Here is a 24,730-nt window from a genome sequence, read left to right as displayed (position 1 = left end):
AGAACTTAATTTTGTTCAATTACTTATATGCCAGAATTGCCAGAAGTAGAAACGGTGCGTCGCGGGTTAAATCAAGTTACCCAGGGCAAAAAAATTATCGGTGGGGAAGTATTATTACAGCGTACCCTAGCCTATCCTAATTGCGAGGCAACTTTTCTACAAGGAATTGCTCAGACTACGATTAGCAATTGGCAGCGCCGAGGCAAATATCTCCTCGCCAATTTAGATAATGGTAGCAGTATCGGGGTTCATCTGCGTATGACCGGACAATTGCTCTGGGTAAAAGATACCACTCCCCTGCCGATTCATACGCGCTTACGCTTCTTTTTTGCCAATCAGCAAGAATTGCGCTTTGTCGATACCCGCACTTTCGGGAAAATTTGGTGGATTGCCGCCGATAAAACCCCAGAAAGCGTGATTACTGGTCTCAAAAAACTGGGACTGGAACCCTTTGATCGCAATTTTACCCCCGATTACCTCTATAGTCACTGTCAAAAAAGTCGTCGTCCGATTAAAACTTTTCTCCTCGATCAAAATGTGGTGGCAGGAATTGGCAATATCTATGCGGATGAAGTTCTTTTTAAAAGTGGTATCCATCCCCAAACTGCCGCCAATCTCTTAAAAATTGAGCAAATAGACTTATTGACAAAAAACATTATTTCTGTGTTGGAAACGGCGATCGCTGAAGGCGGCACCAGTTTTAGCGATTTTCTCCACGTTACGGGAGTTAACGGCAATTATGGGGCGATGGCCTGGGTTTATGGTCGTACTGGCGAAAATTGTCGTCTTTGCGGTGCAACTATTGCCAGAATTAAATTAAGTGGGCGCTCCTCTCATTTTTGTCCCCAATGTCAAGTCTCAACAGTAAACAGTAATCGGTAAACAGTTGTAAGCTGATAGCTAGATTGTCAGGTCACGGAAATCGATGCAAAGTTCACTGAAAAGGATTATCATCGGGGCGAGTTTTTTTCTCGCTACGGTAGTCGGGGCAACTATCGGTTATATGGCCTACGGTTGGAGTTTTCTCGATGCCGTTTATATGGTGATAATCACCATATTTGGAGTAGGTTTCGGGGAAGTTAAACCGATTAACACTCCCAGTCTGAGAGCTTTTACCATGTTAGTTATCGTCTGTGGGACCACCTCGGCCGTTTATGTGGTGGGAGGTTTTTTTCAGATGCTCACCGAGGGAGAAATTAACAAAGCCTTTAGCGATCGCCGGATGAATAAAGAGATGGAATCCCTAGAAAATCACGTCATAATCTGCGGTTTTGGACGCATAGGACGCATCCTAACGACTAAATTGGCAAAAACAGCCCAATCCTTTATTATAGTCGATAATAACCCTGATCGCATCCGATTAGCTCAGGAAAAAGGTTACATAACTCTTAATGGTAACGCCACCGATGAAAGTATTCTCCAAAAAGCCGGTATCGACAAAGCGCGAGTTTTAGCGACGGTGTTGCCCGATGATGCATTAAATGTCTTCATCACTTTAACCGCAAGAGAACTCAGTCCGCAACTATACATTATCGCTAGGGGAGAATATCCCAGCACCGAGAAAAAATTAAAACTAGCCGGAGCCGATCAAGTGGTCTTACCTGCTACCATTGGAGCGGAGAGAATGGCCCATTTAATCACCCATCCGGCCGCGATTGATTTTTTACAGGAAGATGAAGGTAGGCGCAATCTCAACGAATTATTAGCCGATATCGATATGCAATTTGAAGAATACTCGATTTTAAGCGATTCGCCCTTTTTGGGACAACCTATCAGTCAGATGGAAGTGCGGGGACAGGGTGCTTTTATTATCGTCGCTGTCCGTCAATTTGATGGTCGTGTCATCACCCATCCCGACCATTCCACCATTCTACAGCAAGGCGATACGGTCATTTTATTAGGTCATCGGGGCGATGTTCCCAATTTTGCCCGTCGTTATGCCTTGCGTCGAGAAATGCGCTATCGAGGGTCTTCTTGGTAGGATATTTACCCAGAAACAAGTTTAGCTCTCTAATTCTTTGTGTAACAAGTTTAACTTATGTAGGAGCGCTCGATCTTTGTGTTCTCTGTGTCTCTGTGGTTCGTTCCACTCACTCGCCCGCAAGACTGTATCTTAGAATACATTTTACCCACCAAACCCGGGAGAGCCAACTGCTGATAGCTATCAGTTTTTTGTAGAATAGGGAGATTGAGAAAACGAACATCTGCCCCTATGATAAGATTCCCTTTGACTGGTCGCTACTCTGGTTTATGCGTCCTGCTCACTTTATTCTGGTTAAGCGGTCAATCTTTACCGGTGCGAGCAGAAAAAATCTATAATCCCGTCCCCCTCATCCTCAATAAAGAAATTAACGATACTCTCACCGACAAAGATATTCCCACGGGGGAGGGGGGGTTTGCTAGGGATTATACCGTAGATTTGGACAAGGATGATCAGGTGGCCATCGATCTGAAGTCAGAAAATTTTGATGGAGTTTTAATTCTCCTGGCCGACGATGGTTCCACTGTAGCAGAAAATGACGATGGTCCGGATGGTGGCACTAATGCTCTCCTGTTTGCACGCATTACCGAGTCGGGTAAATATATTATTCGGGTGAGAGCTTTCGGAGAAACCGGTGGGGGAAAATTTACCCTGAAATTAACCCGTTTACGGGCTGTGGAGGGCAAAAATTAGGTAATTATTGTCAAAAAAACCAAGAATAGAGCCTCTGTCCACTCTACCACCGCACCGTAGGTATCGCCGGTGTGACCCCGAAGACGACGATATAACCAGTAACCGGTAAGCAAAGCGAGGGCGATTCCGGCACTAATGGCGATTATTCCCCACCTTAGACCGCCAAATAGGGCGATTAACCCCCAAATTACTCCCCCACAGTCCCAGGGCAGACAAAAAGCCACTTTATGAAAGGCTCCCTTGCCGGTGGGTTTGAGGTAGGGATAAAGAGCGATCGCCATTACTTGCCCCCAACGTCCCCAAATTGGTGCTAAAATTAGAGCTAAGGCTCGATTATCGCTTAAATCCGTCAAAGCGGCGATTTTGAGCAGCAAAACCATAGTCACGGCCATGACTCCAAAAGCCCCGGTAACACTATCGGTCATGACCGCTAAACGGCGCTGGGGGTCGGTGACAGCTAAACCATCGGCCGTGTCACTAACTCCATCAAGGTGTAGTCCTCCCGTTAGATAAACCCAAACCCCCACAAGGACAACTGCACGAGTTAGGGGGGGCATTCCCAGACCAGCTAGAGTTATATCGAGCAAAACCAGAATTAAACCCAAAAATAAGCCCACTAAGGGAATCCATCGGGCAATTCTACCAAAATCAGGCCAGGCAATCGGAACGGGAATAATCGTGTAAAAAGCGATCGCACCTAAAAATGAGCGAATTTCTTGACAAATGAAGTTAAATATGGTAGTAAATACCTCCAAAATTAGATTCTGGTATGGCATCGTTTCTCATAAAGATGAAGTATAACTTAATTTTGGGCGTTGTCAAATTGAAAGATGATCCGAATCAGCTGGGAACTGAAATTACTTTGATAGCAAGGATTGCATTGCATCTTTCCTATTCTGATCTGAGAACGCAAAATCTCCCGTTTCTGTTCGCCGCTTTAACCATAAATCAATCGTGTTACGACTGATATTGAACATCTCACTGACTTCCGACTTTTTGAAGCCATCATTTTCAATTGCCCAGATCACTTTTTGCCCAAAGTCATAACTGTAGGGTTTGTCCATGGGAGGACGGGTTTCAAGATTTGAGGTTTTCTCTATTCCAAATCCTAATGGCTCTGACGACTGCTATAAAACTATTTGGTTGGGACTGCGAAGGTAACATGATATCAGCTAGACTTGGAAAGTATCTCATCAAATCAGTCCCCCCCATAGAACCCCCTTGAGCCATCTTGCACACTTTATCTGTTTTTGTCAAATTTTATGTTAAGAAAGATGTGACTAATGGATAGGCTTAATAAGGGGGTGTCTGACAATTTTTAACACCTACCTACTTACCAAGTCAGTTTTTAATAGTGTGATACTAAATCCGGTTATTAAAAACTGATTATTTATTCCCCCTTTTGCATGAGTACCTCTTGCCGTTGGGCTGTCCTGATATGTAGCCTATACTCAACGGATTGAGTGTAATAGGTTCCAATCCCAGTGATCTGTGTTACCATTCGGGGTAAATTCAAGCGATCTCCAGACACCTATGAGCAAGGTTCTCGTGTTGAATGCCTCCTACGAACCGCTAAATATTACCAGTTGGCGGCGCGCGATCGTTTTATTGTTGAAAGGAAAAGCTGAATCCCTAGAACATAACGGAAAAGTGGTTTGTCGTGACTTACCCCTACCTTCCGTTATCCGTCTTAGGCAATACGTCCGTGTTCCCTACAAGGAAATTCCTTTAACCCGTCGTAATATTCTCGAACGAGATCATCACACCTGTCAATACTGTCTCTACCGAGGTGAACAATTAACCATCGATCATGTGATTCCCCGTTCTCGCGGAGGGGGTGATACCTGGGAAAATTTGGTGGCGGCTTGTGTGCGTTGTAATGTGCATAAGGGCAATCGTACACCAAAAGAGGCCAATATGTCCCTACGCGCCCAGCCGCGTCGTCCCTACAGCAGTCTCCACTTTGAGCTATTAAAGCACACCAGGGGGAATCACAATCACGAATGGCGTAAATATGTCATCGGTATTTAGGGTGAAAAAGGCATGGTGAAACCAAGACCAAAATTGATTCCCATGCCATTATTATTAGTCTGGGTGCGAGGATTGGCAACCCCCGTGCCTAGATAAACCGCACAACCGCGACAGGGAGAATTGACTCGGTAGCGCACCGCCATGGGATCATTGGGATCGGTGATAGTTACTCCCTGATGATTTAAATCTTTAATTAGATTGGTGACGGGTTTGAAAAAATCGGCGCTGGGGGGTTGACTTGGTTGCAGTTCTAGGGTTTGTTCTTGGGAAGCAAGAACGATTTCCGAAGCGATAATTAGCAGTAGAGAAGTAGTTAAGCCAAATAAACCCAGATTATTTTTGATTTTCATCTTTTTTATTACCGAGAGATTGTTAAATTTTTCCCGTGAAAATTCTAGCGTTTCCTCGCTGGAAAGGAACCTAATCAGTAAAAAAAATTTACTGATTTTTACCATACTTATAATAGGCGGCACAAGCACCTTCACTAGAAACCATGCAAGTACCGATGGGATGTTCGGGAGTACAAGCAGTACCAAATACTTTACATTCCCAGGGTTTTAAAACACCTTTAAGAATTTCGCCACACTGACAAGCTTTGTGATCTTTAACACGCTGATTGGGTAAGGTAAATTTCTTCTCCGCATCAAAATTACTGTATTCATCTCGCAGTTTTAACCCTCCTTGAGCAATTTCTCCTAAACCTCGCCATTCAAACTGATCTCGCAGTTCAAAAACTTGGTCGATTGCCGATAAAGCGACTCTATTTCCTTGATTTTGTACCACTCGATCGTACTGATTTTCGATCTCACATCTCTGCTCATCTAATTGTTTTAATACCATCCAAATTGATTGGAGAATATCCAAAGGTTCAAACCCAGAAACTACCACAGGTTTATGATATTCTTGAGCAATAACTTGATAGGGTTGTGTACCAATTACCATGCTGACATGACCAGGCCCAACAAAACCGTCTAACTGTAAATCTGGGTTATCTAACAAAGCTTTCAGAGCGGGAATAATCACCACATGATTAGAAAATAAACTAAAATTAGTGATGCCATCTCTTTGCGCTTCTAAAACAGTTAAAGCGGTGCTAGGAACGGTTGTTTCAAAACCTAATGCTAGAAATATTACTTCTTTATCGAGATTTTCTCTGGCAATTTTTAAGGCATCGCGAGGAGAATAAACCATGCGAATATCATCACCTTTTGCTCGCGCTTGCAGCAGACTTAAATGGGAACCGGGGACACGCATAGTATCGCCAAAAGTTGTCAGAATTACGTTCGGTTGTTGTGCGAGAAAAATGGCATCATCTAAACGACCTCGCGGCATTACACAAACGGGACATCCAGGACCATGAATTAATTCGATAGTTTCCGGAAGTATTGCCTCGATACCGTATCTAAAAATTGAGTGGGTATGACCTCCACAAACCTCCATAATTTTAGTAACTTTTTCCTGCTTTTCAGAGATTCTTATCGATAATTGTTCAATTTGTTGAATTAATCCTGCCGCTTTAACTGGATCACGAAATTCATCAACGTATTTCATAACAAGCTCTCTCTCTATAAGTGTTTGGACAAAAGTAAAGTTAATTTTGGAGTCGGTCGTCGGTCGTCAGTAATAATTGCCGTAATTTACATTTATTAAGATAGACAACATAATTAATTTATGGGTGACTACTTAAAAACATTAATTATGATTAAATTCTTCCTATAATTCTGCTAATTGTGTTAATAAATTTAAGGTTTCTTGCGCTTCATCTTCATCGATTCGATTCATAGCAAAACCCACATGAACTAATACCCAATCCCCTACACAAGTATTAGCGGGATGGTCTTCATCAACAATGCAAGTAATATTTACTTCTCTTTTTACACCTCCCACATCGACGAGAGCGAGATGATGGTTTTCATCAATAATTGCTGTAATTTGCCCCGGTATGCCTAAACACATAGTTTTTACCTTGAAAAATCTAGTTTTTGCTAATTATGCGCTGATTTTTTGGGTAGAGATTGCAGTAATATCAACTGAGAATCAGGTCATACCTGCCATTCTGGACTATTGCCCTCAAGAACAGCTTTTTTCCTGTATCTTTTTTAAGATTTCCCCTGTCCCGGACTGTGGACGCTATCCCAGCAAGGGTAAAACTTTTGTATTAGGGACTATATCACTTTAGTAAATTGTCTGTCAAAAGTTGATAAAGGAGCCGAGCAGAAATGTTGAATCCGTACATAAAACTTTACATACAAGCTGACAAGAACAGGCGTTCGCTTAGAGAGATTAAATTTCCCTCTTGTGATAAAATTAAGTTAACATAGCGCAGTTTATTGAGTAAATTATCCCCATATATTTGAGGAATCTGTATAAGCTGCAAAATCAAGTATACGATTAATATCGTATAAATTTGAATGGTGACACCATTGACGTTTTTAGTCATTAGTCTATCTAGCTTTAAGTGCATTTTTAGGAATTTCCAGAGGATTTATATTGCCCATCGCTGACGATAACCCTCGACTATTTCCTCGTTGCTCATTATCTCTATATCTACATTAGTGGCAAATCGATATTCTGTCTTAGTTTCTAAATCGCAAAAACTGATAACCCGACATTTTACTTGTTTCTTAGAGCCGATATAAACCAATTCTCCTTCTTCTTCAAATTCTAATGTGTAGTTATTTTTGATTATGACAATAAAAAGTATCCCACTCTTGGACATCTCCAGCAGATTCTCAAAGCCACAAAATCCTCTATCCTCTACAGCGATGCCGTTTTCTGGCACTGTTGTCATCATTAATTCCGCAAAACGTTCGTCGTTACCAAAGCCAAAATGAACATGACTTTCTCCAATAGAACCAGTTTCAGCATCTACGCCCATCACTAATTTCATCTGATGATAGCCTGACATCCAAAACAATTTACTGGTCAAAGTAATTACGGTTGACCCGTTCGGCTTCGCTCAGGGTCAACGTCGAGCGAAGTCGAGACCTTGAATCGAGAGCATCCTCTGTATGCTCTCTCTTTTCTTTTTTTTAGTTCCTGATTTAAGCTCAAATAAATCTGATTAAACGCTTGATAATCTCGGTTTTTACTGGCTTTAGAGAAAGTAGATAAGTCCACCGCTATTCCTTGATGATAAGTTAAGAAAAACAAATCTCGTAAGCTGCCGAGAATTTTATCGAAAATTAGATGAAGCCAGATAAGTACAAATAGCCTTGTATTGAGAACAGGATAGTCATTTTTGGGGAGTCTTTTTAAGATTGTCTTGACAATTCCCGCAAAAGAGTTTAGCATCATGATTATAATAATTATAAGTTAGATGCGACTAGAATATCATATTTTAGTCGCTTTTTTTCATTATGAAGCTATCATTCAACACTTCTGGGTTAGATGATATGGGCGAAGTTTTTTTCTAGTCGTCGAAAATACCCAATACCACTGACTAGCAAGAGAACGACTAGGGCCAGGGATAGCAGGAATCCGGGCCAATAGATGCTAGTATCACCCCCGATAATCGCCCAACGAAAACCATCAATTACTCCCACCATAGGATTGAGAGAGTACAACCAACGCCATTTTTCTGGAACTATGGAACTATATTACTACTAAATCCTACGGGAGAAATATATAGCCCAAATTGAATGATAAAGGGAACGATATAACGAAAATTGCGAAATAGAACATTTAACGCTGATAACCATAAACCCCCACCCATAGAGGTAGCAAAAGCCATGAGAATGAATAAAGGTAGGGTGAAAATGCGCCAACTAGGTAAAAAATTATAGCGTTTCCCATTCACAAAAGGTACATTCTCGACCTTAAACAGCTTAATCAGTAAAGCTTTAAGTGTGCCGCACAGGTACGAGAACCGCTATATACCAAGCCATTAACCCTAACAGAATCATTCCTGACAGCAGAAAATCAACAAAACTGACAATAACGACACTGATGGTAACAATTAACCGGGGAAAATATACCTTAGAAATTAGATTAGCATTATCGATTAAACTATTACTATAGCAAAGATCGGGGTGGTTAGGACAATCAATCGCTGAAACCCTTGACCGATAAGAGTTTGAAAATTGAAAGCGTCCTAAATAACCCATTTTTTGCTATAGCTTCCGCAAGAGAACTAGCGAAAAATTGTCAGGGTAAGACCCCCGCAAAGACTAAAATCGGATAGGGGGCAGCGCCATCACTAGGCAAACGGGCTAATTTACCGAAGACAAAGGTAAATACTAACATGGTTAAAAATGGCCGCAGTAATGCCCAAGCAATGCCGATAAAAGTTTGCTTATAACGAACTAAAATATCGCGCCAAGCAAGGAAATAAAATAATTCTCGGTATTGCCATAAATCCCGCCAATATTGTCTTTAACTTCGCCCAGCTTCAATAATTAATTCTTTTTTCATTACTTTTGAGGTTCTGGGGGTTGCTGTTTGGAAGCTGCCGCAATCGCTTGATTTAAACGAGTTAATTCCTCCTTAAACTTCGGTTCTTGGGGATAGTTTTTGACTAATTTTTCTAGGAGACTTTTTGCTCCAGAAACATCTTGAGTTTGTAATCTTGTTCCATAAAGAACTAGCATAACTTCCAGATTGTTGGGATATTTTTGATATAACTTTTCTAAAGGTTCCCTGGCTCCGATAAAATCTTTTAACTGTAAGCGAGCTTGGGCCAGTCCTTGCAAAGCAGTGGGGTTATCCGGTTCACGTTCGAGAATTTTCTCATAACCTTTGACCATTTCTTGTAATTTTTCGGGGGGAATAGTTGCCTCTTGCCCGGGTTGATTGCCTTGGGGGGAATTAGAATTATTATTTTTCCATAAACCTAAAGTTGGCACCACCATTAAAGCCAGAAATACTAAACCAGAGGAAACAATTAGGACTCGTTTGAGGGTATCGTTATTTTTTTTGGGCATACTTTTTAACAATTAGAGATAAGATTAATCAGTAGTAACTCGATGAAATTCGTGACCCCAAAGATTATAAGCCCAAATTCCCAAGCTAAAACTACCTAAGCAGAGGATGGTGAGCATCAGGAAAACTTGCCACCTATTGTAACCTGCTTCCTGAAGTTCTAGACGACCGAGGATAGTAGCAGCTAACAGAATTAAAACTCGACTAAATACCGCCCACTTGTGGAAGATAAAGACTACCGCCAAAGACCAGCCGAGAATTGATAATACAGCGCTAATATCGTTTTTAAACCAACTGCGGAAAAATACCGGCATTAAGTGACTAAACAGAGTTAATCCTAGGGCAATTGAGAGGATAATCCCTACCGCTAGGATATAGATGATGATTTCTAGCCATTCGCTAGTGAGAGTCCAATTCATCTCATCACCGCGGACAAGTAACCAATCACTCCATGATAAACGCTCCTGGGCGATCGACCAGCCAAACACCCCATAGACCGATGGTATTAGAAAAGTAAGTAGTATAATGCGCCAAAACATAATCAGTTATCAGCTTCTGAAGGCAAGAGGCAAAAGGCAAAAGGCAAGAGGCACAAAACAGAATCTGGCAATTCTCCTACCTAAAAAAAGGTTAGAAACTAAGTACATCAAAGCTTTTAGCTTAATCAATTAGGTTTTAGATTCGGCCCTTGTTATCATTGAAAAAAGTCAAGCCTGAACTCTGAAAGAGACGAAAATTGCCCCTTTTCAGACTTCAGGCCCGTGGAGTTGTCCCGATCGCTTAGGACATATACTGGATGATAAAGTCGAAGTAGGGGGCTGCTTCCACAGCATCCTCTTGAGTCAAAAGACCTAAAGCGGCCTCTTTGAGACAACGAATCGCCTCCACCATGCCGGGGACGGGAACATTAAGAGAGTTATACATCTCTTTGACCCCGATCAGACCGGTTTGTTCGATCGGCCCCTTATCTCCGGCTAATACCCCATAGGTAACTAGACGCAGATACCAACCATAATCGCGCAAGCATTGATTATATTGACGCTGACCGTAGGCATTACCCCCCGGTGCTCTATAATCGGGACGTTTCTTGAACAGTTGTTTTTGAGCCTGATCGACGATTTTTTTCTCATTTTCAGCGAGAGTCTCGGCAATGCGAATTCTCTGCTCACCGGTTTTTAAAAATTGCCCGATACCCTGTAGTTCACCACTACTAGGATAACGGAGTTCGTCGTCGGCTTTGAGGATGACTTGGCTAACTACGCTCATAATATCAAGGTAAATTCTGATAACATTCTGTAGTTTATCTCAGGTCGGGGTCTGGAAGTCGAGTCATCCCTGCTGGTTAGGCAATTCCTAAAAATCTGTAATATTTCGTTATGAGTTTCCCCGACAGCCCGGTTACTCTCTAGAATGAATGTATTAGTGATCAGGAGCGAGGAGATTGTAATTGAGATGTCACCGCACACCGATTAACTTGAACCCGATAACTGGTAATTAATATGGAATTTTTAGCACCCTTGCTGTTGATAGCGGGCATTCTGGGGTTAAATGGCTTTAAAATCGATCGAGAATACCAGCGTGGTGTTATCTTTCGCCTAGGGCGTTATCAAGACACCAAAGGCCCTGGACTGTACTGGATTATTCCCCTAGTTGACCAAAAAATGCAGGTGGATATTCGCACCAAAACCGTCGATATCGCCCCGCAAGAAACTGTCACCGCCGATAATGTCACAATTAAGGTTAATGCGGTTCTCTACTATCGCATTATCGATCCGGGCAAAGCGATTAATAAAGTCGAATCCTACCCCGCGGCTGTTTATCAAGCGGCCATGACCACTTTAAGAAATGTCGTCGGTCAAAATCATCTCGATGATGTCTTGCAAAAACGGGACAAAATTAATCACGCGGTCCAACAAATTGTCGATGAAATTAGCGAACCCTGGGGCATCGATATCGAACGGGTGGAGATGAAAGATGTGGAAATTCCCACCGGTATGCAGCGGGCCATGGCCAAGGAAGCGGAAGCATTGCGAGAAAAACGCGCCCGTTTGATTAAAGCTGCCGCAGAACAGGAAGCCTCCTTAAAATTAGCGGAAGCTTCCCGATTAATCATGGAAAATCCCGCCGCTTTGGAATTACGCCGCCTACAAATGTTAACGGAAATTGGAGCGGAAAATAACACCAGTACCGTGATTATGCTTCCCTCCGATATCCTAAATCTTGCTCAAAAATTAACCGAAAAACCATCACAAAATGGCTCAATTGTCAATAGCCAAAAAGGTTAATTTTCTCTGGTGTGTTAGGTTGGTTTAACACACCTAAAATTGCTAATTAACGCATGGTGACGAATTCCTCGGCAGCGCTGGGGTGAATGCCGACAGTGGCATCAAAATCGGCTTTTGTCGCGCCCATTTTTACGGCAATGGCTACTCCTTGAATAATTTCGGCTGCGTGATCTCCTACCATGTGCGCCCCAAGAATTTTGCCACTTTCCTGATGGACAACTAATTTCATCAAAGTTTTGTCCTCTCGGCCTGGTAAAACATTGTAACCAGGGCGGAATTTAGACCGATAAACTTTAATCTCCGTGTCACCATATTGTTTTTTTGCTTGCAATTCTGTTAATCCCACCGTCGCCGCTTCAGGAGTAGAAAATACTGCCGAAGGAACGTTTTCATAACTCATTAACCGGGGTTTATTACCAAAGACTGTATCGGCAAAAGCGCGCCCCTCATTAATCGCCACGGGAGTTAAATTAATTTTATCGGTACAATCGCCCACGGCATAGATATTATCTTCACTGGTTTGGCTATACTCGTTGACAACAATTGCCCGATTTTTGACCTCGACATTGACATTCTCTAAGCCCAATTTTTCCAGCTTAGGGATTCTTCCAGTAGCGGCTAATCCTAGGGCATCAACAAATAAGATTTCTGAGGTTTCTTGACCCTGAATATGTACTTTTAAACCCTCAGCAGTTTTCTCGATCGAAGTGGGGAAAGTTTCGGGCATAATTTTAATTCCCTGACGGATCATTTCCGCTTGAATCTCATCGCGGATATCCTCATCAAACCCTCTTAAAATCTTGTCTTTACGGATTAACTGCACCACTTCTGTCCCCAATCCGTGCATAATACCAGCAAATTCTACCCCAATATATCCTGCCCCTAAAACTATAATTCTTTTCGGTTGTTCTGGCAGTTGAAACATGGCATCAGAAACTACTGTATGTTCTATCCCCAGAATATCAGGTTTAACGGGATGTCCCCCCACAGCAATTAAAATTTTATCGGCAGTAATTTTCTCCTCTCCCACCTCTAGGGTATGGGTATCAAGAAACTTGGCATAATTAGGAAAAATCGTCACTTGAGAATTATCGAGCATCTTTTGATAAATGCCATTTAAACGAATAGTTTCCTGATTGACTGCGCTAATTAATTTTTGCCAATTTAACTGACTCTCTACTGGACTCCAACCGTAACCTTCCGCATCCTTAAATAGTTGCGGAAAACGACTAGAATAAACCATTAATTTTTTAGGAATACAACCGCGATTAACACAGGTTCCTCCCAAGCGATCGTATTCTGCTAATCCCACTTTTGCCCCGTATTCGGCCGCCCGTCTAGCGGTGGCAATACCCCCAGAACCACCACCAATCACGAATAAATCAAAATCATAACTCATAAAAATATCCTCGCAAATACATAGAAATTTGACGGCATCAAAAAACTTTCAGGGCAAAAAGGAGAGCGAATATCTCGGATCAATCCCTAATCGAATCTATCGAGTAAATAGCACAATATAGTCACTAATGCTGCTAAATTAGAGCCAATTTGACTACTGCCAAGATTTAATTCTATGCTAACACGCCGATCGAAATTATCTTTTCTCTTGGGGACTTGTTCCCTATTTCTCTGGGTAAACCATCCCCTCACCCTCGCAAACCCCATCAGTCAAGACAATTCCCCCCCTTCCCAGTTTATCTGTCCTGCAGACTTAGCCAGCAGGATCGATCGCATTTTGGCCCGCCCCGATTATCAAGGCGCTTATTGGGGAATTTTAGTAAAATCCCTCAATTCTCAGGAAAATCTCTATAGTCTCCACGAAAATAACTTTTTTACTCCCGCTTCTACTGCGAAATTATTAACCACTGCCGCCGCTTTTAGCAAATTTAACCGCGATTATCGTCTGAAAACCCCCATTTTAGCCCAAGGCAACCCTCCCGATTTAGAGACTTTAACCTTAGTCGGGAGGGGAGATGCAACCATAACCACAGAAAAGTTAGAAAAATTAGCAGAAAAGTTAAAAGCAAGGGGAATTAACTCAATTTCTCGCTTAATTGTCGTTGCTAGTCCTTTTGTCGTCTCCGATAGTCAAAAAACTTGGGAATGGGAAGATGTCTTTTTTGACTACGCAGTTAGTGCTTCTAGTTTGGTTTTAAACGAAAATTCCGTCACTTTAAGGCTTTTACCGCGACAATTGGGGCAAAGCTTAGATTTACAATGGTCTGATCCCATTGCCGCTAAACAATGGCTAATTGAGAATCAAACCAGCACCGCAGCGGAAGGAAGCCCGAATAATCTGGCAATTAAGGGCAATTTAGCCAATAATCGCCTGATTATCACTGGTTCTCTGGCGATCAATAGTCAAGATGATTTTAATTTAGCTATTCCCCAACCCTCAGAATATTTCCTCGATCGCTGGCGTAATATCCTTGAAAAAGCGGGAATTACCGTTAAAAACGCCGAAATTAGCTCAGAAATTCTCGGCGATGAAATCACCAATTTAGAATCAGAACCCCTAGCATATTTGGTGGAAAAAGTCAATAAAAATAGCGATAATTTACTAGCGGAAACCCTACTACAAATGCTCGGCGGTGTCTCGGGATTGCAAGAAACTTTAACAAAACTGGGAATTAACAGCGATGGTTATAAAATCGGCGACGGTTCGGGGCTATCACGACAAAACCTAATTAAACCGAATACTTTAGGTCAAATTTTACAAATAATGGCAGAAAAACCTGATTATCGTCGTTCTTTAGCTATTGGCGGCATTGATGGCACTTTAACCAATAGATTTCGCCAGACTCCCCTAGAAGGACGATTACAGGCAAAAACCGGGACTTTAACCGGAGTTATCGCTCTCGCCGGTTATCTAGAAACCGCCGACAATCAACCCCTAATCTTTAGCATAACCGTCAATAACAGCGATAAACCCGCCACTACCCTCAGAAACGGCATCGATGAGGTGATTTTGCTTCTAGGACAGTTAAAACGCTGTTAATCTTTAGGAGACTCCGAGATAGGGAGATAGGGAAATTTCAGCTAAATTCCCCCACTACCCCAATACCCCAACACCCCTCTCCCCAACCCACAACTAATTCGATCGAGTCAATTAATCACAGAAGACTGTATACTTTTGTAAAAATTGCTTCTAGCTGACCTGTAGATTAATCGAGGGAGTTATTGATATATGTATATAGTTCAGGTTGCCTCTGAGTGCGCCCCGGTGATTAAAGCTGGGGGATTGGGGGATGTGGTATATGGATTGAGTCGAGAATTGGAAATTCGCGGTCATTGCGTGGAGCTAATCCTACCCATGTATGATTGTATGCGCTACGACCAAATTTGGGGCTTACACGAGGCTTATCGGGACCTGTGGGTGCCTTGGTATGGTGGGGCAATTCACTGTAACGTTTTTTGTGGTTGGGTACACGGGCGCTTGTGTTTCTTTATTCAACCCAATTCGGGGGATAATTTCTTTAATCGCGGCACTTACTACGGTTGTAAGGACGATAATATGCGTTTTGCTTTCTTCTGCAAAGCTGCTTTAGAATTTTTGCTCAGAAGTAATAAACGTCCCGATATAATTCATTGTCACGACTGGCAAACTGGTTTAATTCCGCCCTTACTGTTTGAAATTTATAAATACCATGGTATGGGCAATCAGCGCGTTCTCTACACCATCCATAACTTTAAACATCAAGGATTTGGTGGTGCGGAAATTCTCTGGGCAACAGGATTAAATAACGATCCTTACTACTTTAGCTATGCCCGAATGCGCGATAACTTCAATCCTTTTGTGATTAATTTTATGAAAGGTGGGATCGTTTTTGCCAACTATTTCAATACCGTCTCGCCCCACCATGCTTGGGAAGCACACCACACCGATGTTAGTTACGGTTTAGGCCATACAATTCACCAGCATCAACACAAATTCACCGGCATTCTCAACGGTTTAGATTACAATATCTGGAACCCAGAAGTGGATAAATTTATTCCTGCACCCTACGGTATTGATAGCTTCTCCGAGAAGGCAGGCAATAAAAAGGCACTGCGAGAAAGACTCTGGTTAAGAGATGAAGCAGAAAAACCCTTAATTTGTTATGTCGGTCGTTTAGATGACCAAAAAGGCGTACATTTAGTTCACCATGCCATGTATTATGCCTTAGCTCGTGGGGCGCAATTTGTCCTCCTAGGTTCCGCCACCGAATCGTTAATTAATAACTGGTTCTGGCACGAGAAAAATCACCTCAATAATAACCCTGATGTTCATATTGAATTGGGCTTTAATGAGGAATTATCTCACCTCATTTATGCGGGTGCTGATATGATTGTGGTTCCCAGTAATTTTGAACCCTGCGGACTGACACAAGTAATCGGCTTAAAATATGGAACTGTTCCCATTGTCCGGGGAGTTGGTGGTTTAGTTAATACGGTTTTTGATCGCGATTATGATACCTATCACAAACCAGAAGAACGCAATGGTTTTGTCTTTTTTGATCCCGATAATAATGCCCTCGAATCAGCCATGTCTCGGGCATTAGAATTGTGGTACACTCAACCAGAAGAATTCCAAAAATTAGCGATTCAAGGCATGGAATGCGATTACTCTTGGAATCGCCCCGGAGAAGAATACGTTGCCCTCTATGAAATGATTCGCCATAAATAAGCTGTCTTGTCTCTAGCAATTCCCTGGTGGTTGTCAACAGAAATTCGAGGAATATATTTGTTGAAGTTTCCAGGGTAATTGCTTGAGTTTTGAGCGATTCCTGACTCCTAACCCCACCAACAAACTTTTTCAGTAAACCCTACCTAGTAGAGCAGAAATGTTAACTTTGCTTGGTATTCTTGGGTAAGGGGATGACTAACCCCCAAAATCTGAAATATAGCTAACATGGCTTTTCTTGCCCCATCCTGACGATATTTTCTACTTTCTTCTACCACGCTGCTCAGTTTATCTAAAGCGGCGGCATAATCTTCTTTGAAAGCGAAATTAATCCCAGTAAAAAATATCGGATCGAGGGGATTATTTTCTGGTTTTAATTGTTGAAATTCTAGGAGGGTTTTCCAACCTTTAATAACAGGATTTTCTTCTTCAATAGCACTGATTAATCGGTAAGCATCAGACCATTTTTCTAGGCGCATGAGAAATTTTACCGCCATAATAATTAATCGCGGTTCGTTGGGATATTTAGGAAAAAGATGATCAAATAATTGTTTAGCTGCGGGCAAATTATCGAGGGCGATCGCTTCTTGTATTTCTGCTAATCCTGTTTCTAATTCCGATTGTAAATCGAGACGGGAAAATAAGTCTCTAATTTGTTCTTCTGGCAAAGCACCGACAAAACAGGGTAACACTTCTCCCTTGCTGACAATTCGCACATCGGGAACTCCTTCCACATCGTATTGTTCGGCTAATTCGGGATTTTTATCTATATCTATTTTTGCTAGGATAAAATTATATTCACTTGCCAGTTTTTCCAGCATCGGTTTTACCAATTTACAGGGTCCACACCACAGGGCATAAAAGTCTAAAATCACTGTATTTAGATAGGATTTCTCGATCACTTCACTGTCAAAATTTGTCCCATCTACCTCGATAGAATATCCCATCTATTTCTCCTCTAATAACTTATTTTTCAGCTAGTTTTGTCCCACTCATCTCTTTTACCCAAAGGGCTAATCCTCCCCCTCTTCCCCGGGCTGCTATCATTGTTTCTGTGATCAGGAAATAGGCAAAAAATGCCTGTTTTTTGATATTTTCTCGATAAAAATTCGCTTCACTTGCCTGGCCATTTCTAATAAAACCTGAATAGAGAGAGCGATTAAATAGGGTTAGGTTGAGCCTAGTAAAATCAAAGGCGAGAAGACGGGTTTTAGGAAAAAACTTAACCGGACCGCTTACGCATAGTTTTACTGCCCCTAAAACTATCTGATTACTGACGCTTCCAGAGATAAATTCTCCCGGTTCTAAGCTCTCATTTCTTTGGTAAAAGATGGTAATTTTTAACCAAGAGGGTAGATAGCGACCCTTCCCTAAAACAATTCCCGCTCTCTTTTTAGCTTTTTGAGTTCCCGTGATAAAGTATAATCGCCAAGTACCGACTAAAGCCTCAAAAGTAAGATTTTCTTTAGTTTTTTTATTGTTTTTTTCTTTGGTTAAGAGAAATTCCAGCAATTGAGAGACAGGGGGGCGATTATTGTCCTCAAGTATTAGGGGTGAGTCGAGATTTCTAACCATGATTTGAGACAGTGCCAAGATATTTTAACTAAAGCTACCGAACTCGAAAAAGCGAGCGATAAACTGGTTGACCTTTATTATAAGTGGACTTTTCCCTCTCCGTCGCTACGGGGAAAATATTTTCCGCTAACCAGGGGGTTTGATGTTGCCGAACAAAATGGGGATGTGCTTGAAATCTCTCCGTCATTTCCATGGCGATCGATTCCACATCCGACTGCAAAAAAACCCAGCCTCCAGATACCATATACTTAGCCAAAGCTATGACTAATTCCGGCTGCACAACCCGACGCTTACTGTGACGCTGTTTAAACCAAGGATCGGGAAATTGAATCGACACCCAAGATAACTTATCTGCGGGCAAAGATTGCAGTAAAATTTCTGGGGCAACATTCATATTGCCAAAAACAAAAGCGAGATTTCTTAATCCTAACCTTTCCCGTTCCTGATTCGCTTCAATTACCAAAGGTTGACGAATTTCAATCCCCAAAAAATTAATTTCTGGATATACTTGGGCCATTTGTAACAAAAATTTACCCCGCGCACAACCAATATCAAGATGGAGAGGTTGCGTCAGATACTGATAAACTTGATTCCAATCGGGGGGAACGATCGGATGGCGATATTTATGACTTAAGGGATTGACGTGCTGACGAACGCGAACTTTAACCAAAGATATTTTCTCCTCATTTCTCCTCGATCAATCTAGTTTACCGATATTTAGCCCAATTGAATGCGATGAATTTCCGTTTCGCCATTCTCAGCGATCCTCATATCGCTTTACCCACAACCATTTTGAACCATTCTAATCGCTTTCATCTGGTGGAAGTGAGTATTCCCGCTTTAAAAATTGTTTTAGACCATCTCATCACCCTTAACCTCGATTTTCTGCTGATTGCTGGCGATTTAACCCAAGATGGTGAACCAGAAAATCATCGTTGGTTAGCCGATTGTTTAGCTACTTTACCCTTTCCCGTCTATGTGGTGCCGGGTAATCATGATGTTTTGAGTTTAACCGCAACAGAAAACCAGATCGGTTTAGCAGATTTTCCCTTTTATTATCAACAATTTGGTTACAGCCATCCCGAACAAATATACTACCAAAAAGAAATTTTACCCGGAGTGCAATTAATCGGTCTTAATTCTAATCAATTTGATGACCAAGGTAAACAAATTGGTAGTTTAGATGCAGAACAATTGCATTGGTTAAAACAGACTTTACCTGCGCTAAAAAACGATCTAGTTATAGTGATGATCCATCATAACGTTATCGAGCATTTACCCGGACAAAGCAATCATGAATTAGGTAAACGCTATATGTTGGCTAATGCGGTAGAACTGCTCGATATACTACAGGAAAACGGCGTAAAATTGTTGATTACTGGCCATCTCCACGTGCAGGATCTGGCTTTTACTAGAGGTATCTATGAAATTACCACCGGTTCCCTCGTCAGTTATCCCCATCCCTACCGGGTGCTAGAATATCGCGAAAACACGGTTGAATTAGCCATAGAATCCTTTCATCTGCAAAATATACCCGGATGGGAGAATTTACCCGCTATTTCTCGGCAATGGTTAGGCGATCGCTCTTATCCTTTTATGATGCGTTTGTTAACCTGCCATCCTCTCAATCTTCCCGTGAGTCTAGCGGAGGAATTAGCCCCGAAATTACGAAATTTTTGGGCAGATGTAGCCAAAGGTGACACAATCTTTGATTTTAGCGATTTTCCGCCCCTAGTACGCCGTTATTTTTACGCTTTCAGTGCCATTGATCATCTCGGTAATCCTCATTTTATCGACAATCAAGCCGTAATTAGTTTCCAGCATCAGTTCAGTTATCAGCGATCAAACCAACAAACAATTAACTGAATGTCAGCCGAAGTCCCTCGCTTTTAGCGATGGGAAGGGGCTTTGGCTTTTCTGGTTTCCGTGTGGCAACGAGGTCTATACTGATAGTTTCTTCCGCTAAATATAGTCATTTCAGATAAGTCTGATACAATCTAGACCGGTTGAATCCTTATGAACTCTGGCATTGATATTCTCAATCTTAATTGAAATGACTATAGGAAGCTCTCAACGACCTTGAGAGTAGTTCACAACATTTTGAAAATAAAAGTCATTTTGTCCCCTTTACCGAGGCAAATACGATCGCCAGCCCGGAGACGATGACGATTGCCAGGGGGTAGGGGATTGTGATTAACGTAGGTTCCGTTAGCGCTACCGCTGTCTTCGAGGTAATAGATGCCCCCTTCGACGCGGATATCGGCATGAACCCGGGAGACGATATCAGAATCGGGAAAACCGGAAACATCGATATCGGGGGGAATGCGATCATTAGGTTTGCCGACATGAATTACCGATAGATGTAGGGGTAATTCAATTTTGCTATCGGTTTGCAGGTGCTGGAGACTAGCCATTTCCGTCTGTAAGCGGGTGGCAGCTGGAACCGGTGGAGAAGCAATAGGAGGAGGTGCGATCGAGGCGACGGTAGCTGTGGAGACCGGTGAGAGGGGTTCAGGTTCTGATTCGGCCTCGGCTGCCACCATGGGAACGGAATTAGGCTGTAAATTGTAGCCACACTGACCGCAAAAGGTGGCATCAGTTTGGATGGTTGCCCCACAACTGGGACAGAAAGACGTCCGCGGCAAGGGAGTATAACAGGCCTCGCATTGACTGGCCTCATCGGGGTTAATATGTTCGCAATTAGGACAAACGATCATTTTTAAGGAAAAAGTAAAAAAGCAGATCAGGGGTTGGGTTTTAGGGTGTTAGGGTTTTGGGGTTTTAGGGTTTTAGTTGAAATTCCCCCATTCCCCCATTTCCCCATTTCCCCATTTCCCCTATTCTCTAGACAAAAGAGGAACCAGCGGCCGCATCGAGTAACCAATATAATTCCCCGGACGGGGGGTGGATGAGACGGGAAGGATAGGAGAAAGAATCACCATGGGCAGAGAAAATCTCATGTAAAGCGGGGCGTTTACTTTCCCCGGCAGCGATAAAGATCACACAACGGGCCCGATTGATTAGGGGAACAGTAAAAGTTAAGCGGGGATTGCCGTCTTTCTCGCCGACGGTGATACAGCGATCGCTGACCGTTAAAGCTGCCGTGTGGGGAAAGAGAGATGCTGTATGACCATCATCGCCCATTCCTAATAAAATCAAGTCAAAAACGGGAAAATCGGGCGAATTTACTCCAAACCATTGGCGGAGATGATCATCGTATTTTTGGGCGGCCAGGTGGGGATCGGGGTCATCCGTGGGCATAGAATGAATATTAGCGGCCGGGATCGGTATGCGATCGAGCCATGCTAACCGGGCCATGCGTTGATTACTGTCAGGATGATCGGGACTAACGTAGCGCTCATCTCCCCAGAAAACGTGAATTTTTGACCAGTCGAGGGGTTGAGAGGATAAAGCCTCGTAGAGAGGTTTCGGGGTACTACCGCCAGACAGAGCGATCGTAAAGTAGTCCTGTTGGTTGAGGCTGGTTGTGATTTTTTCCAGAACCAGCGCCAGAGATTTCTCAATCAGAGCTTGTTTATCGGCTAAAACTTCCACCAATTTCTGCATGGGTTTTGTGATCGACTCAGGGGGGCTATCTCTACTATAGGCTAACCGTTCAGGACTCATCTGAGAGCTTGGGAAAAATTTATTCTTTGACAGGGATAAGTTTAGCGATACCATATTGAGGTAATATTTCTAGAGTCGATTCTCGGAAGGGGTTGACAAGCAGAATGATTTAACATAGGGTTTAGCGGGAGGTTGAGCGAGAGTTAATTAGAAATAGCAGTTTGTCAAATTGCCTCTGTCGGCAAAATCCTTCCGCAAATCCCCAGCGAGAACTTTTAAACAGACTAATGAATCTATTCATTGACATACCATTACAGAAACAGCGATGAACAGCTTTACTTCTTTGTCCCTGAAATTAACGGGATTGGTTTTCATTCTTTCCTTCCTTTTGGATGGGTTTATCCTGCCGCTGCCCTATCGATTCAATCAATCCCAATGGCAGGTAGGGTTCGTCACCACCTTTGTCGATCGAGGAATTGTTCCTCTCTTGGGTATCGTTCTCGTTTTAATCGCTTACTGGATTGACGCTAACAATAAAGATGTCATTCCTAGAAAATCCCGCAAATTTGAATTGCGTTGGCCGATCTTTATTTTTTCCACCCTGTTAGGCTTAGTTTTTCTGTTGATGATTCCTGTTCATATCAATAATATCAACCAGATTAAAAACAACGCTTTGACTCAAATTCAACAGGGTGTTGACCAAGGGGAGGGACAAATTCAAGCCTTTTTAGTCCAGTTAAACACTCTATCCCAAAATCCTCAACTATTAGAACAGCAGATATCTCAGAGAACTCAAGTGATTGAAAGTGGCCGTTTCCAAGGACAACCGATCAGCACAGAACAGTTACAGACCCTCCGTGAACAAAGAGAACAGTTAACTAATTTACGGGATTTATCCAAAAAACCGAAGGAGTTTAAACAGAAATTAGATGAGATCAAAAATCAGCTACAAACTCAGCTGCAAGATCGGCGAACACAGGCGGAAAGTCAAGCTAACTTAGAGGCTTTGAAACAGTGGTTAAGAGTTGGTATTCAAAGTATGTTGCTATCGATTTGCTATAGTTTGATCGGTTGGTTAGGAATTCGAGAACTAGGTAGTATGAAAAAACGCCCCGCCTAAGTAGGGCATTTATCTTAATGATGAAGTATAAAGTTTTCGTTTTCGGGAGTCAGAATTCAGGAGACGATCGCACACAAGAGCATACTTCATCCTTAGGCTCGAATCTTTAACTACTTAAATATTCAGCCACAGGGCATCATTTGCTGATGCCCTCTTATTTGTTAAACCTCTAATACTAAATCCTGTTTAAAAGGTATAGGAGAGCGGGGGAGCGGGGGGTAAGGGAGATGGGAGCGGGGAGAATAAATAAAAATAATCTCCTGACTCGGAGAATACTGACTCGGAGAATTCTAACTCCCGACTCCTAACCCCACCAACAAACTTTTTGCCGCAAACCCTAATGAGAGATTTTTCAGTACAAAGGCTCTAAAATGACCAGTGCCAGTTATTGGCCTGAAGACTTGTTTTTTCAGTCTTCAGGCTTTATCATGGGTACTGTGTGGTGTGTGTGATGTGAAGGAGTAAGATGACTGCTAATAGCCAACTTATCTCCGTCAAGGCTCTACAAGCTTTGATGAAGCGAGGGTTCAAACCTTCGGTCTCTGGTAGACGGCATCAAAAATCTTGGTTAATAGCTTTAGACGGCGATACCTCAAAACGATTATTCGATATCGTTTTCTCCCTATCGGTGCTAATTTTCTTTTCGCCGCTTTATTTAATTTTAGCCTTATTGATCGCGATTAGTTCCCCCGGTCCGGTCTTCTATGTGCAGAAGCGCGTCGGTCAAAACTTCCAGCATTTCAACTGTATTAAGTTCCGTACTATGGTGATGGATGCGGATAAGGTACTAGAGAGACTGATGGAAGACTCTCCCCAACTGCGGGCGGAATTCGAGGATAATTTCAAGCTTAAGGACGATCCTCGCATAACTTGGATTGGCAAATTTCTCCGCCTAACCAGTTTAGACGAGTTTCCCCAATTCTGGAACGTCCTGCGGGGAGATATGAGCGTCGTCGGTCCGCGGCCTTTAGTTCCCGAAGAATTGCAGAAATATGGCAATCGCATCGACAAAGTTTTAACTATTCGCCCTGGTTTAACTGGTTTATGGCAAGTTTCCGGACGCAATGACATCCCTTATCCCATGCGCGTGCAGATGGATGTGTATTACGTTAATTCCCGTAACTGGTTAACTGATATATGGGTAATCTTCAGAACTATCGGTGTTGTGGTTTTTCCCAAAAATAACGGTGCTTACTAAAGCAGTGAATAGTAATTAAAGATTACTCACTACTGTTTCAATGTAATTAATTGCTAGACTGGAGGAGAGAAAAGCAGAACTTGCTTTTCTCTCCTCTTTTTTTGATAAAGATTATGACAGTAATTACTCACGGTTCGCTCAAATGAGGGCTCTTCTGGTTTCTGTGTGGAAACGAGGTCTATACTGATAGTTTATTTAACAAAATAGTCCTAAAAGTCTTTCCCAGTAAACATTTCACGATTTCATCAGCAAAAATTATCACACAAAGTCGAGAAGAGCCAAAAATGATATGAAGCTAGAAATGCTGGAAAACGGTCAGAGCAAGCTAGGAGCAGAAAAAAGAGAAGTAGAAGTAAGAATCGTTGGGTTTTGTGATCTAGAAAGTAAAAGTGAATTTCCGATAGCGACGGACTTACCCTTAGAAGGAGAAGGGGTGGTAAGTAATGAGGAAATTGCCGCAATGTATCGACAAAGATGGCAAATAGAACTTGTTTGGAAGTTCTTAAAAATGCAGCTAAAGCTTGACCGTTTAATCACAAAAAACCAGAGAGGAAGTTGCATACAAATTTGTAGCTGTATCATCGCTTATTTAATTTTGCAGCTAATAGATATTGAAGAAGTATTTGGCAAAAGCTTATTAGATAAATTGCGCTATTTACAGAGTTTTATGTGTCAACATATCAGCTATGTACACTGG

General features: G+C 42.2%; 29 protein-coding genes and 1 pseudogene. 11 read left to right on the top strand and 19 right to left on the bottom strand.

The window, feature by feature from the left end; translation table 11 throughout:
* The first annotated feature begins 27 nt into the window (after positions 1–27).
* The 3 genes from MiAbW_RS13535 (at position 28) to MiAbW_RS13525 (ending at position 2,674) form a co-directional block, all read left to right on the top strand.
* Entirely contained in the window at positions 28–882 is an 855-nt protein-coding gene (locus MiAbW_RS13535) for a DNA-formamidopyrimidine glycosylase (RefSeq protein ID WP_151696534.1), read from the top strand.
* Positions 883–925: 43 nt separating this feature from the next.
* Positions 926–1,981, top strand: coding sequence for a potassium channel family protein (locus MiAbW_RS13530; protein ID WP_151696533.1), 1,056 nt, complete (start codon positions 926–928; stop codon positions 1,979–1,981).
* A 231-nt stretch (positions 1,982–2,212) separates the two neighbouring features.
* Positions 2,213–2,674: a PPC domain-containing protein gene (locus tag MiAbW_RS13525; protein ID WP_149973588.1), complete on the top strand. Its 462-nt coding sequence runs from the start codon at positions 2,213–2,215 to the stop codon at positions 2,672–2,674.
* Here the strand turns inward: MiAbW_RS13525 and cobS are convergent.
* The gene (gene cobS / locus MiAbW_RS13520) at positions 2,671–3,450 is read right to left on the bottom strand and encodes an adenosylcobinamide-GDP ribazoletransferase (RefSeq protein WP_151696532.1); all 780 of its coding nucleotides are present in this window, start codon (positions 3,448–3,450) and stop codon (positions 2,671–2,673) included. The genes MiAbW_RS13525 and cobS overlap by 4 nt on opposite strands.
* Positions 3,451–3,588: 138 nt before the next feature.
* Positions 3,589–3,738 (bottom strand): annotated as a pseudogene (locus MiAbW_RS13515) (helix-turn-helix domain-containing protein); the annotation flags it as partial.
* Positions 3,739–4,207: 469 nt separating this feature from the next.
* Here MiAbW_RS13515 and MiAbW_RS13510 point away from each other — a divergent pair.
* Positions 4,208–4,705, top strand: a complete 498-nt coding sequence (locus MiAbW_RS13510; protein WP_002785544.1) for an HNH endonuclease — start codon at positions 4,208–4,210, stop codon at positions 4,703–4,705.
* On the opposite strand, the gene MiAbW_RS13505 is transcribed toward MiAbW_RS13510, so the two are convergent.
* From MiAbW_RS13505 to MiAbW_RS13470, 11 genes are all read right to left on the bottom strand, one after another.
* Positions 4,702–5,055: a hypothetical protein gene (locus MiAbW_RS13505; protein ID WP_110578066.1), complete on the bottom strand. Its 354-nt coding sequence runs from the start codon at positions 5,053–5,055 to the stop codon at positions 4,702–4,704. The genes MiAbW_RS13510 and MiAbW_RS13505 overlap by 4 nt on opposite strands.
* An 88-nt stretch (positions 5,056–5,143) precedes the next feature.
* On the bottom strand, positions 5,144–6,256 hold the full coding sequence (gene hypD, locus MiAbW_RS13500) for a hydrogenase formation protein HypD (RefSeq protein ID WP_151696530.1): 1,113 nt from the start codon (positions 6,254–6,256) through the stop codon (positions 5,144–5,146).
* Between the two features lie 162 nt (positions 6,257–6,418).
* A complete protein-coding gene (locus MiAbW_RS13495; RefSeq protein WP_151696529.1) occupies positions 6,419–6,661 on the bottom strand; it encodes a HypC/HybG/HupF family hydrogenase formation chaperone in 243 nt (80 codons plus the stop codon).
* A 529-nt stretch (positions 6,662–7,190) separates the two neighbouring features.
* Positions 7,191–7,634, bottom strand: coding sequence for a transposase (locus MiAbW_RS13490; protein ID WP_238707294.1), 444 nt, complete (start codon positions 7,632–7,634; stop codon positions 7,191–7,193).
* A 457-nt stretch (positions 7,635–8,091) separates the two neighbouring features.
* Positions 8,092–8,253, bottom strand: coding sequence for a hypothetical protein (locus tag MiAbW_RS20155; protein ID WP_238707293.1), 162 nt, complete (start codon positions 8,251–8,253; stop codon positions 8,092–8,094).
* Positions 8,254–8,291: 38 nt separating this feature from the next.
* Positions 8,292–8,504: a hypothetical protein gene (locus MiAbW_RS20150; RefSeq protein WP_238707292.1), complete on the bottom strand. Its 213-nt coding sequence runs from the start codon at positions 8,502–8,504 to the stop codon at positions 8,292–8,294.
* 43 nt (positions 8,505–8,547) lie between these two features.
* Positions 8,548–8,811 (bottom strand): hypothetical protein, encoded by a 264-nt coding sequence (locus MiAbW_RS20145; protein WP_238707291.1) that lies wholly within the window; start codon positions 8,809–8,811, stop codon positions 8,548–8,550.
* A 40-nt stretch (positions 8,812–8,851) separates the two neighbouring features.
* Positions 8,852–8,983: a hypothetical protein gene (locus MiAbW_RS20140; RefSeq protein WP_238707297.1), complete on the bottom strand. Its 132-nt coding sequence runs from the start codon at positions 8,981–8,983 to the stop codon at positions 8,852–8,854.
* 134 nt (positions 8,984–9,117) lie between these two features.
* Positions 9,118–9,627 carry a tetratricopeptide repeat protein gene (locus MiAbW_RS13480; RefSeq protein ID WP_151696527.1) on the bottom strand — a complete coding sequence of 170 codons (510 nt, stop codon included), beginning with the start codon at positions 9,625–9,627 and terminating at the stop codon, positions 9,118–9,120.
* A 24-nt stretch (positions 9,628–9,651) separates the two neighbouring features.
* Positions 9,652–10,164 carry a hypothetical protein gene (locus tag MiAbW_RS13475; RefSeq protein ID WP_151696526.1) on the bottom strand — a complete coding sequence of 171 codons (513 nt, stop codon included), beginning with the start codon at positions 10,162–10,164 and terminating at the stop codon, positions 9,652–9,654.
* Positions 10,165–10,405: 241 nt separating this feature from the next.
* Positions 10,406–10,891, bottom strand: a complete 486-nt coding sequence (locus MiAbW_RS13470) for an allophycocyanin subunit alpha-B (RefSeq protein ID WP_002745306.1) — start codon at positions 10,889–10,891, stop codon at positions 10,406–10,408.
* 233 nt (positions 10,892–11,124) lie between these two features.
* Between MiAbW_RS13470 and MiAbW_RS13465 the strand changes: the two genes are divergently transcribed.
* Positions 11,125–11,910, top strand: a complete 786-nt coding sequence (locus tag MiAbW_RS13465; protein WP_151696525.1) for a slipin family protein — start codon at positions 11,125–11,127, stop codon at positions 11,908–11,910.
* Positions 11,911–11,956: 46 nt separating this feature from the next.
* Here the strand turns inward: MiAbW_RS13465 and gorA are convergent, their stop codons facing one another.
* Positions 11,957–13,309, bottom strand: a complete 1,353-nt coding sequence (gene gorA, locus MiAbW_RS13460) for a glutathione-disulfide reductase (protein ID WP_151696524.1) — start codon at positions 13,307–13,309, stop codon at positions 11,957–11,959.
* Between the two features lie 174 nt (positions 13,310–13,483).
* Here gorA and dacB point away from each other — a divergent pair, with 174 nt between their 5' ends.
* Together dacB and glgA are read left to right on the top strand one after the other, a co-directional pair.
* On the top strand, positions 13,484–14,908 hold the full coding sequence (gene dacB / locus MiAbW_RS13455; protein WP_151696523.1) for a D-alanyl-D-alanine carboxypeptidase/D-alanyl-D-alanine endopeptidase: 1,425 nt from the start codon (positions 13,484–13,486) through the stop codon (positions 14,906–14,908).
* A gap of 189 nt (positions 14,909–15,097) precedes the next feature.
* The gene (gene glgA / locus MiAbW_RS13450; protein WP_151696522.1) at positions 15,098–16,576 is read left to right on the top strand and encodes a glycogen synthase GlgA; all 1,479 of its coding nucleotides are present in this window, start codon (positions 15,098–15,100) and stop codon (positions 16,574–16,576) included.
* Positions 16,577–16,719: 143 nt separating this feature from the next.
* Here the strand turns inward: glgA and MiAbW_RS13445 are convergent, their stop codons facing one another.
* The 3 genes from MiAbW_RS13445 to trmB are packed head-to-tail and all read right to left on the bottom strand — an operon-like array spanning position 16,720 to position 18,818.
* On the bottom strand, positions 16,720–17,520 hold the full coding sequence (locus MiAbW_RS13445; protein ID WP_151696521.1) for a tetratricopeptide repeat protein: 801 nt from the start codon (positions 17,518–17,520) through the stop codon (positions 16,720–16,722).
* A 19-nt stretch (positions 17,521–17,539) separates the two neighbouring features.
* A complete protein-coding gene (locus MiAbW_RS13440; RefSeq protein ID WP_151696520.1) occupies positions 17,540–18,148 on the bottom strand; it encodes a hypothetical protein in 609 nt (202 codons plus the stop codon).
* A gap of 34 nt (positions 18,149–18,182) precedes the next feature.
* Positions 18,183–18,818, bottom strand: a complete 636-nt coding sequence (trmB, locus tag MiAbW_RS13435) for a tRNA (guanosine(46)-N7)-methyltransferase TrmB (RefSeq protein WP_151696519.1) — start codon at positions 18,816–18,818, stop codon at positions 18,183–18,185.
* 65 nt (positions 18,819–18,883) lie between these two features.
* Here trmB and MiAbW_RS13430 point away from each other — a divergent pair, with 65 nt between their 5' ends.
* The gene (locus tag MiAbW_RS13430) at positions 18,884–20,014 is read left to right on the top strand and encodes a metallophosphoesterase family protein (protein WP_151696518.1); all 1,131 of its coding nucleotides are present in this window, start codon (positions 18,884–18,886) and stop codon (positions 20,012–20,014) included.
* A 224-nt stretch (positions 20,015–20,238) separates the two neighbouring features.
* Here MiAbW_RS13430 and MiAbW_RS13425 read toward each other — a convergent pair whose 3' ends face one another.
* Complete coding sequence (locus MiAbW_RS13425; protein WP_151696517.1) at positions 20,239–20,865, bottom strand: FHA domain-containing protein; 627 nt, start codon at positions 20,863–20,865, stop codon at positions 20,239–20,241.
* Positions 20,866–20,992: 127 nt separating this feature from the next.
* Entirely contained in the window at positions 20,993–21,715 is a 723-nt protein-coding gene (gene pgl, locus MiAbW_RS13420) for a 6-phosphogluconolactonase (RefSeq protein ID WP_151696555.1), read from the bottom strand.
* Between the two features lie 325 nt (positions 21,716–22,040).
* Here pgl and MiAbW_RS13415 point away from each other — a divergent pair, with 325 nt between their 5' ends.
* From MiAbW_RS13415 to MiAbW_RS13405, 3 genes are all read left to right on the top strand, one after another.
* Complete coding sequence (locus MiAbW_RS13415) at positions 22,041–22,835, top strand: HpsJ family protein (protein ID WP_151696516.1); 795 nt, start codon at positions 22,041–22,043, stop codon at positions 22,833–22,835.
* A gap of 466 nt (positions 22,836–23,301) precedes the next feature.
* Positions 23,302–24,033: a sugar transferase gene (locus MiAbW_RS13410; RefSeq protein WP_151696515.1), complete on the top strand. Its 732-nt coding sequence runs from the start codon at positions 23,302–23,304 to the stop codon at positions 24,031–24,033.
* Positions 24,034–24,322: 289 nt separating this feature from the next.
* The coding region (locus tag MiAbW_RS13405; RefSeq protein ID WP_238707290.1) for a transposase at positions 24,323–24,730 on the top strand (408 nt) is incomplete at its 3' end.

Source organism: Microcystis aeruginosa NIES-4325, from assembly GCF_008974145.1.
Lineage (GTDB): Bacteria > Cyanobacteriota > Cyanobacteriia > Cyanobacteriales > Microcystaceae > Microcystis > Microcystis aeruginosa_G.
This window is presented reverse-complemented; position numbering and strand designations above follow the sequence as displayed.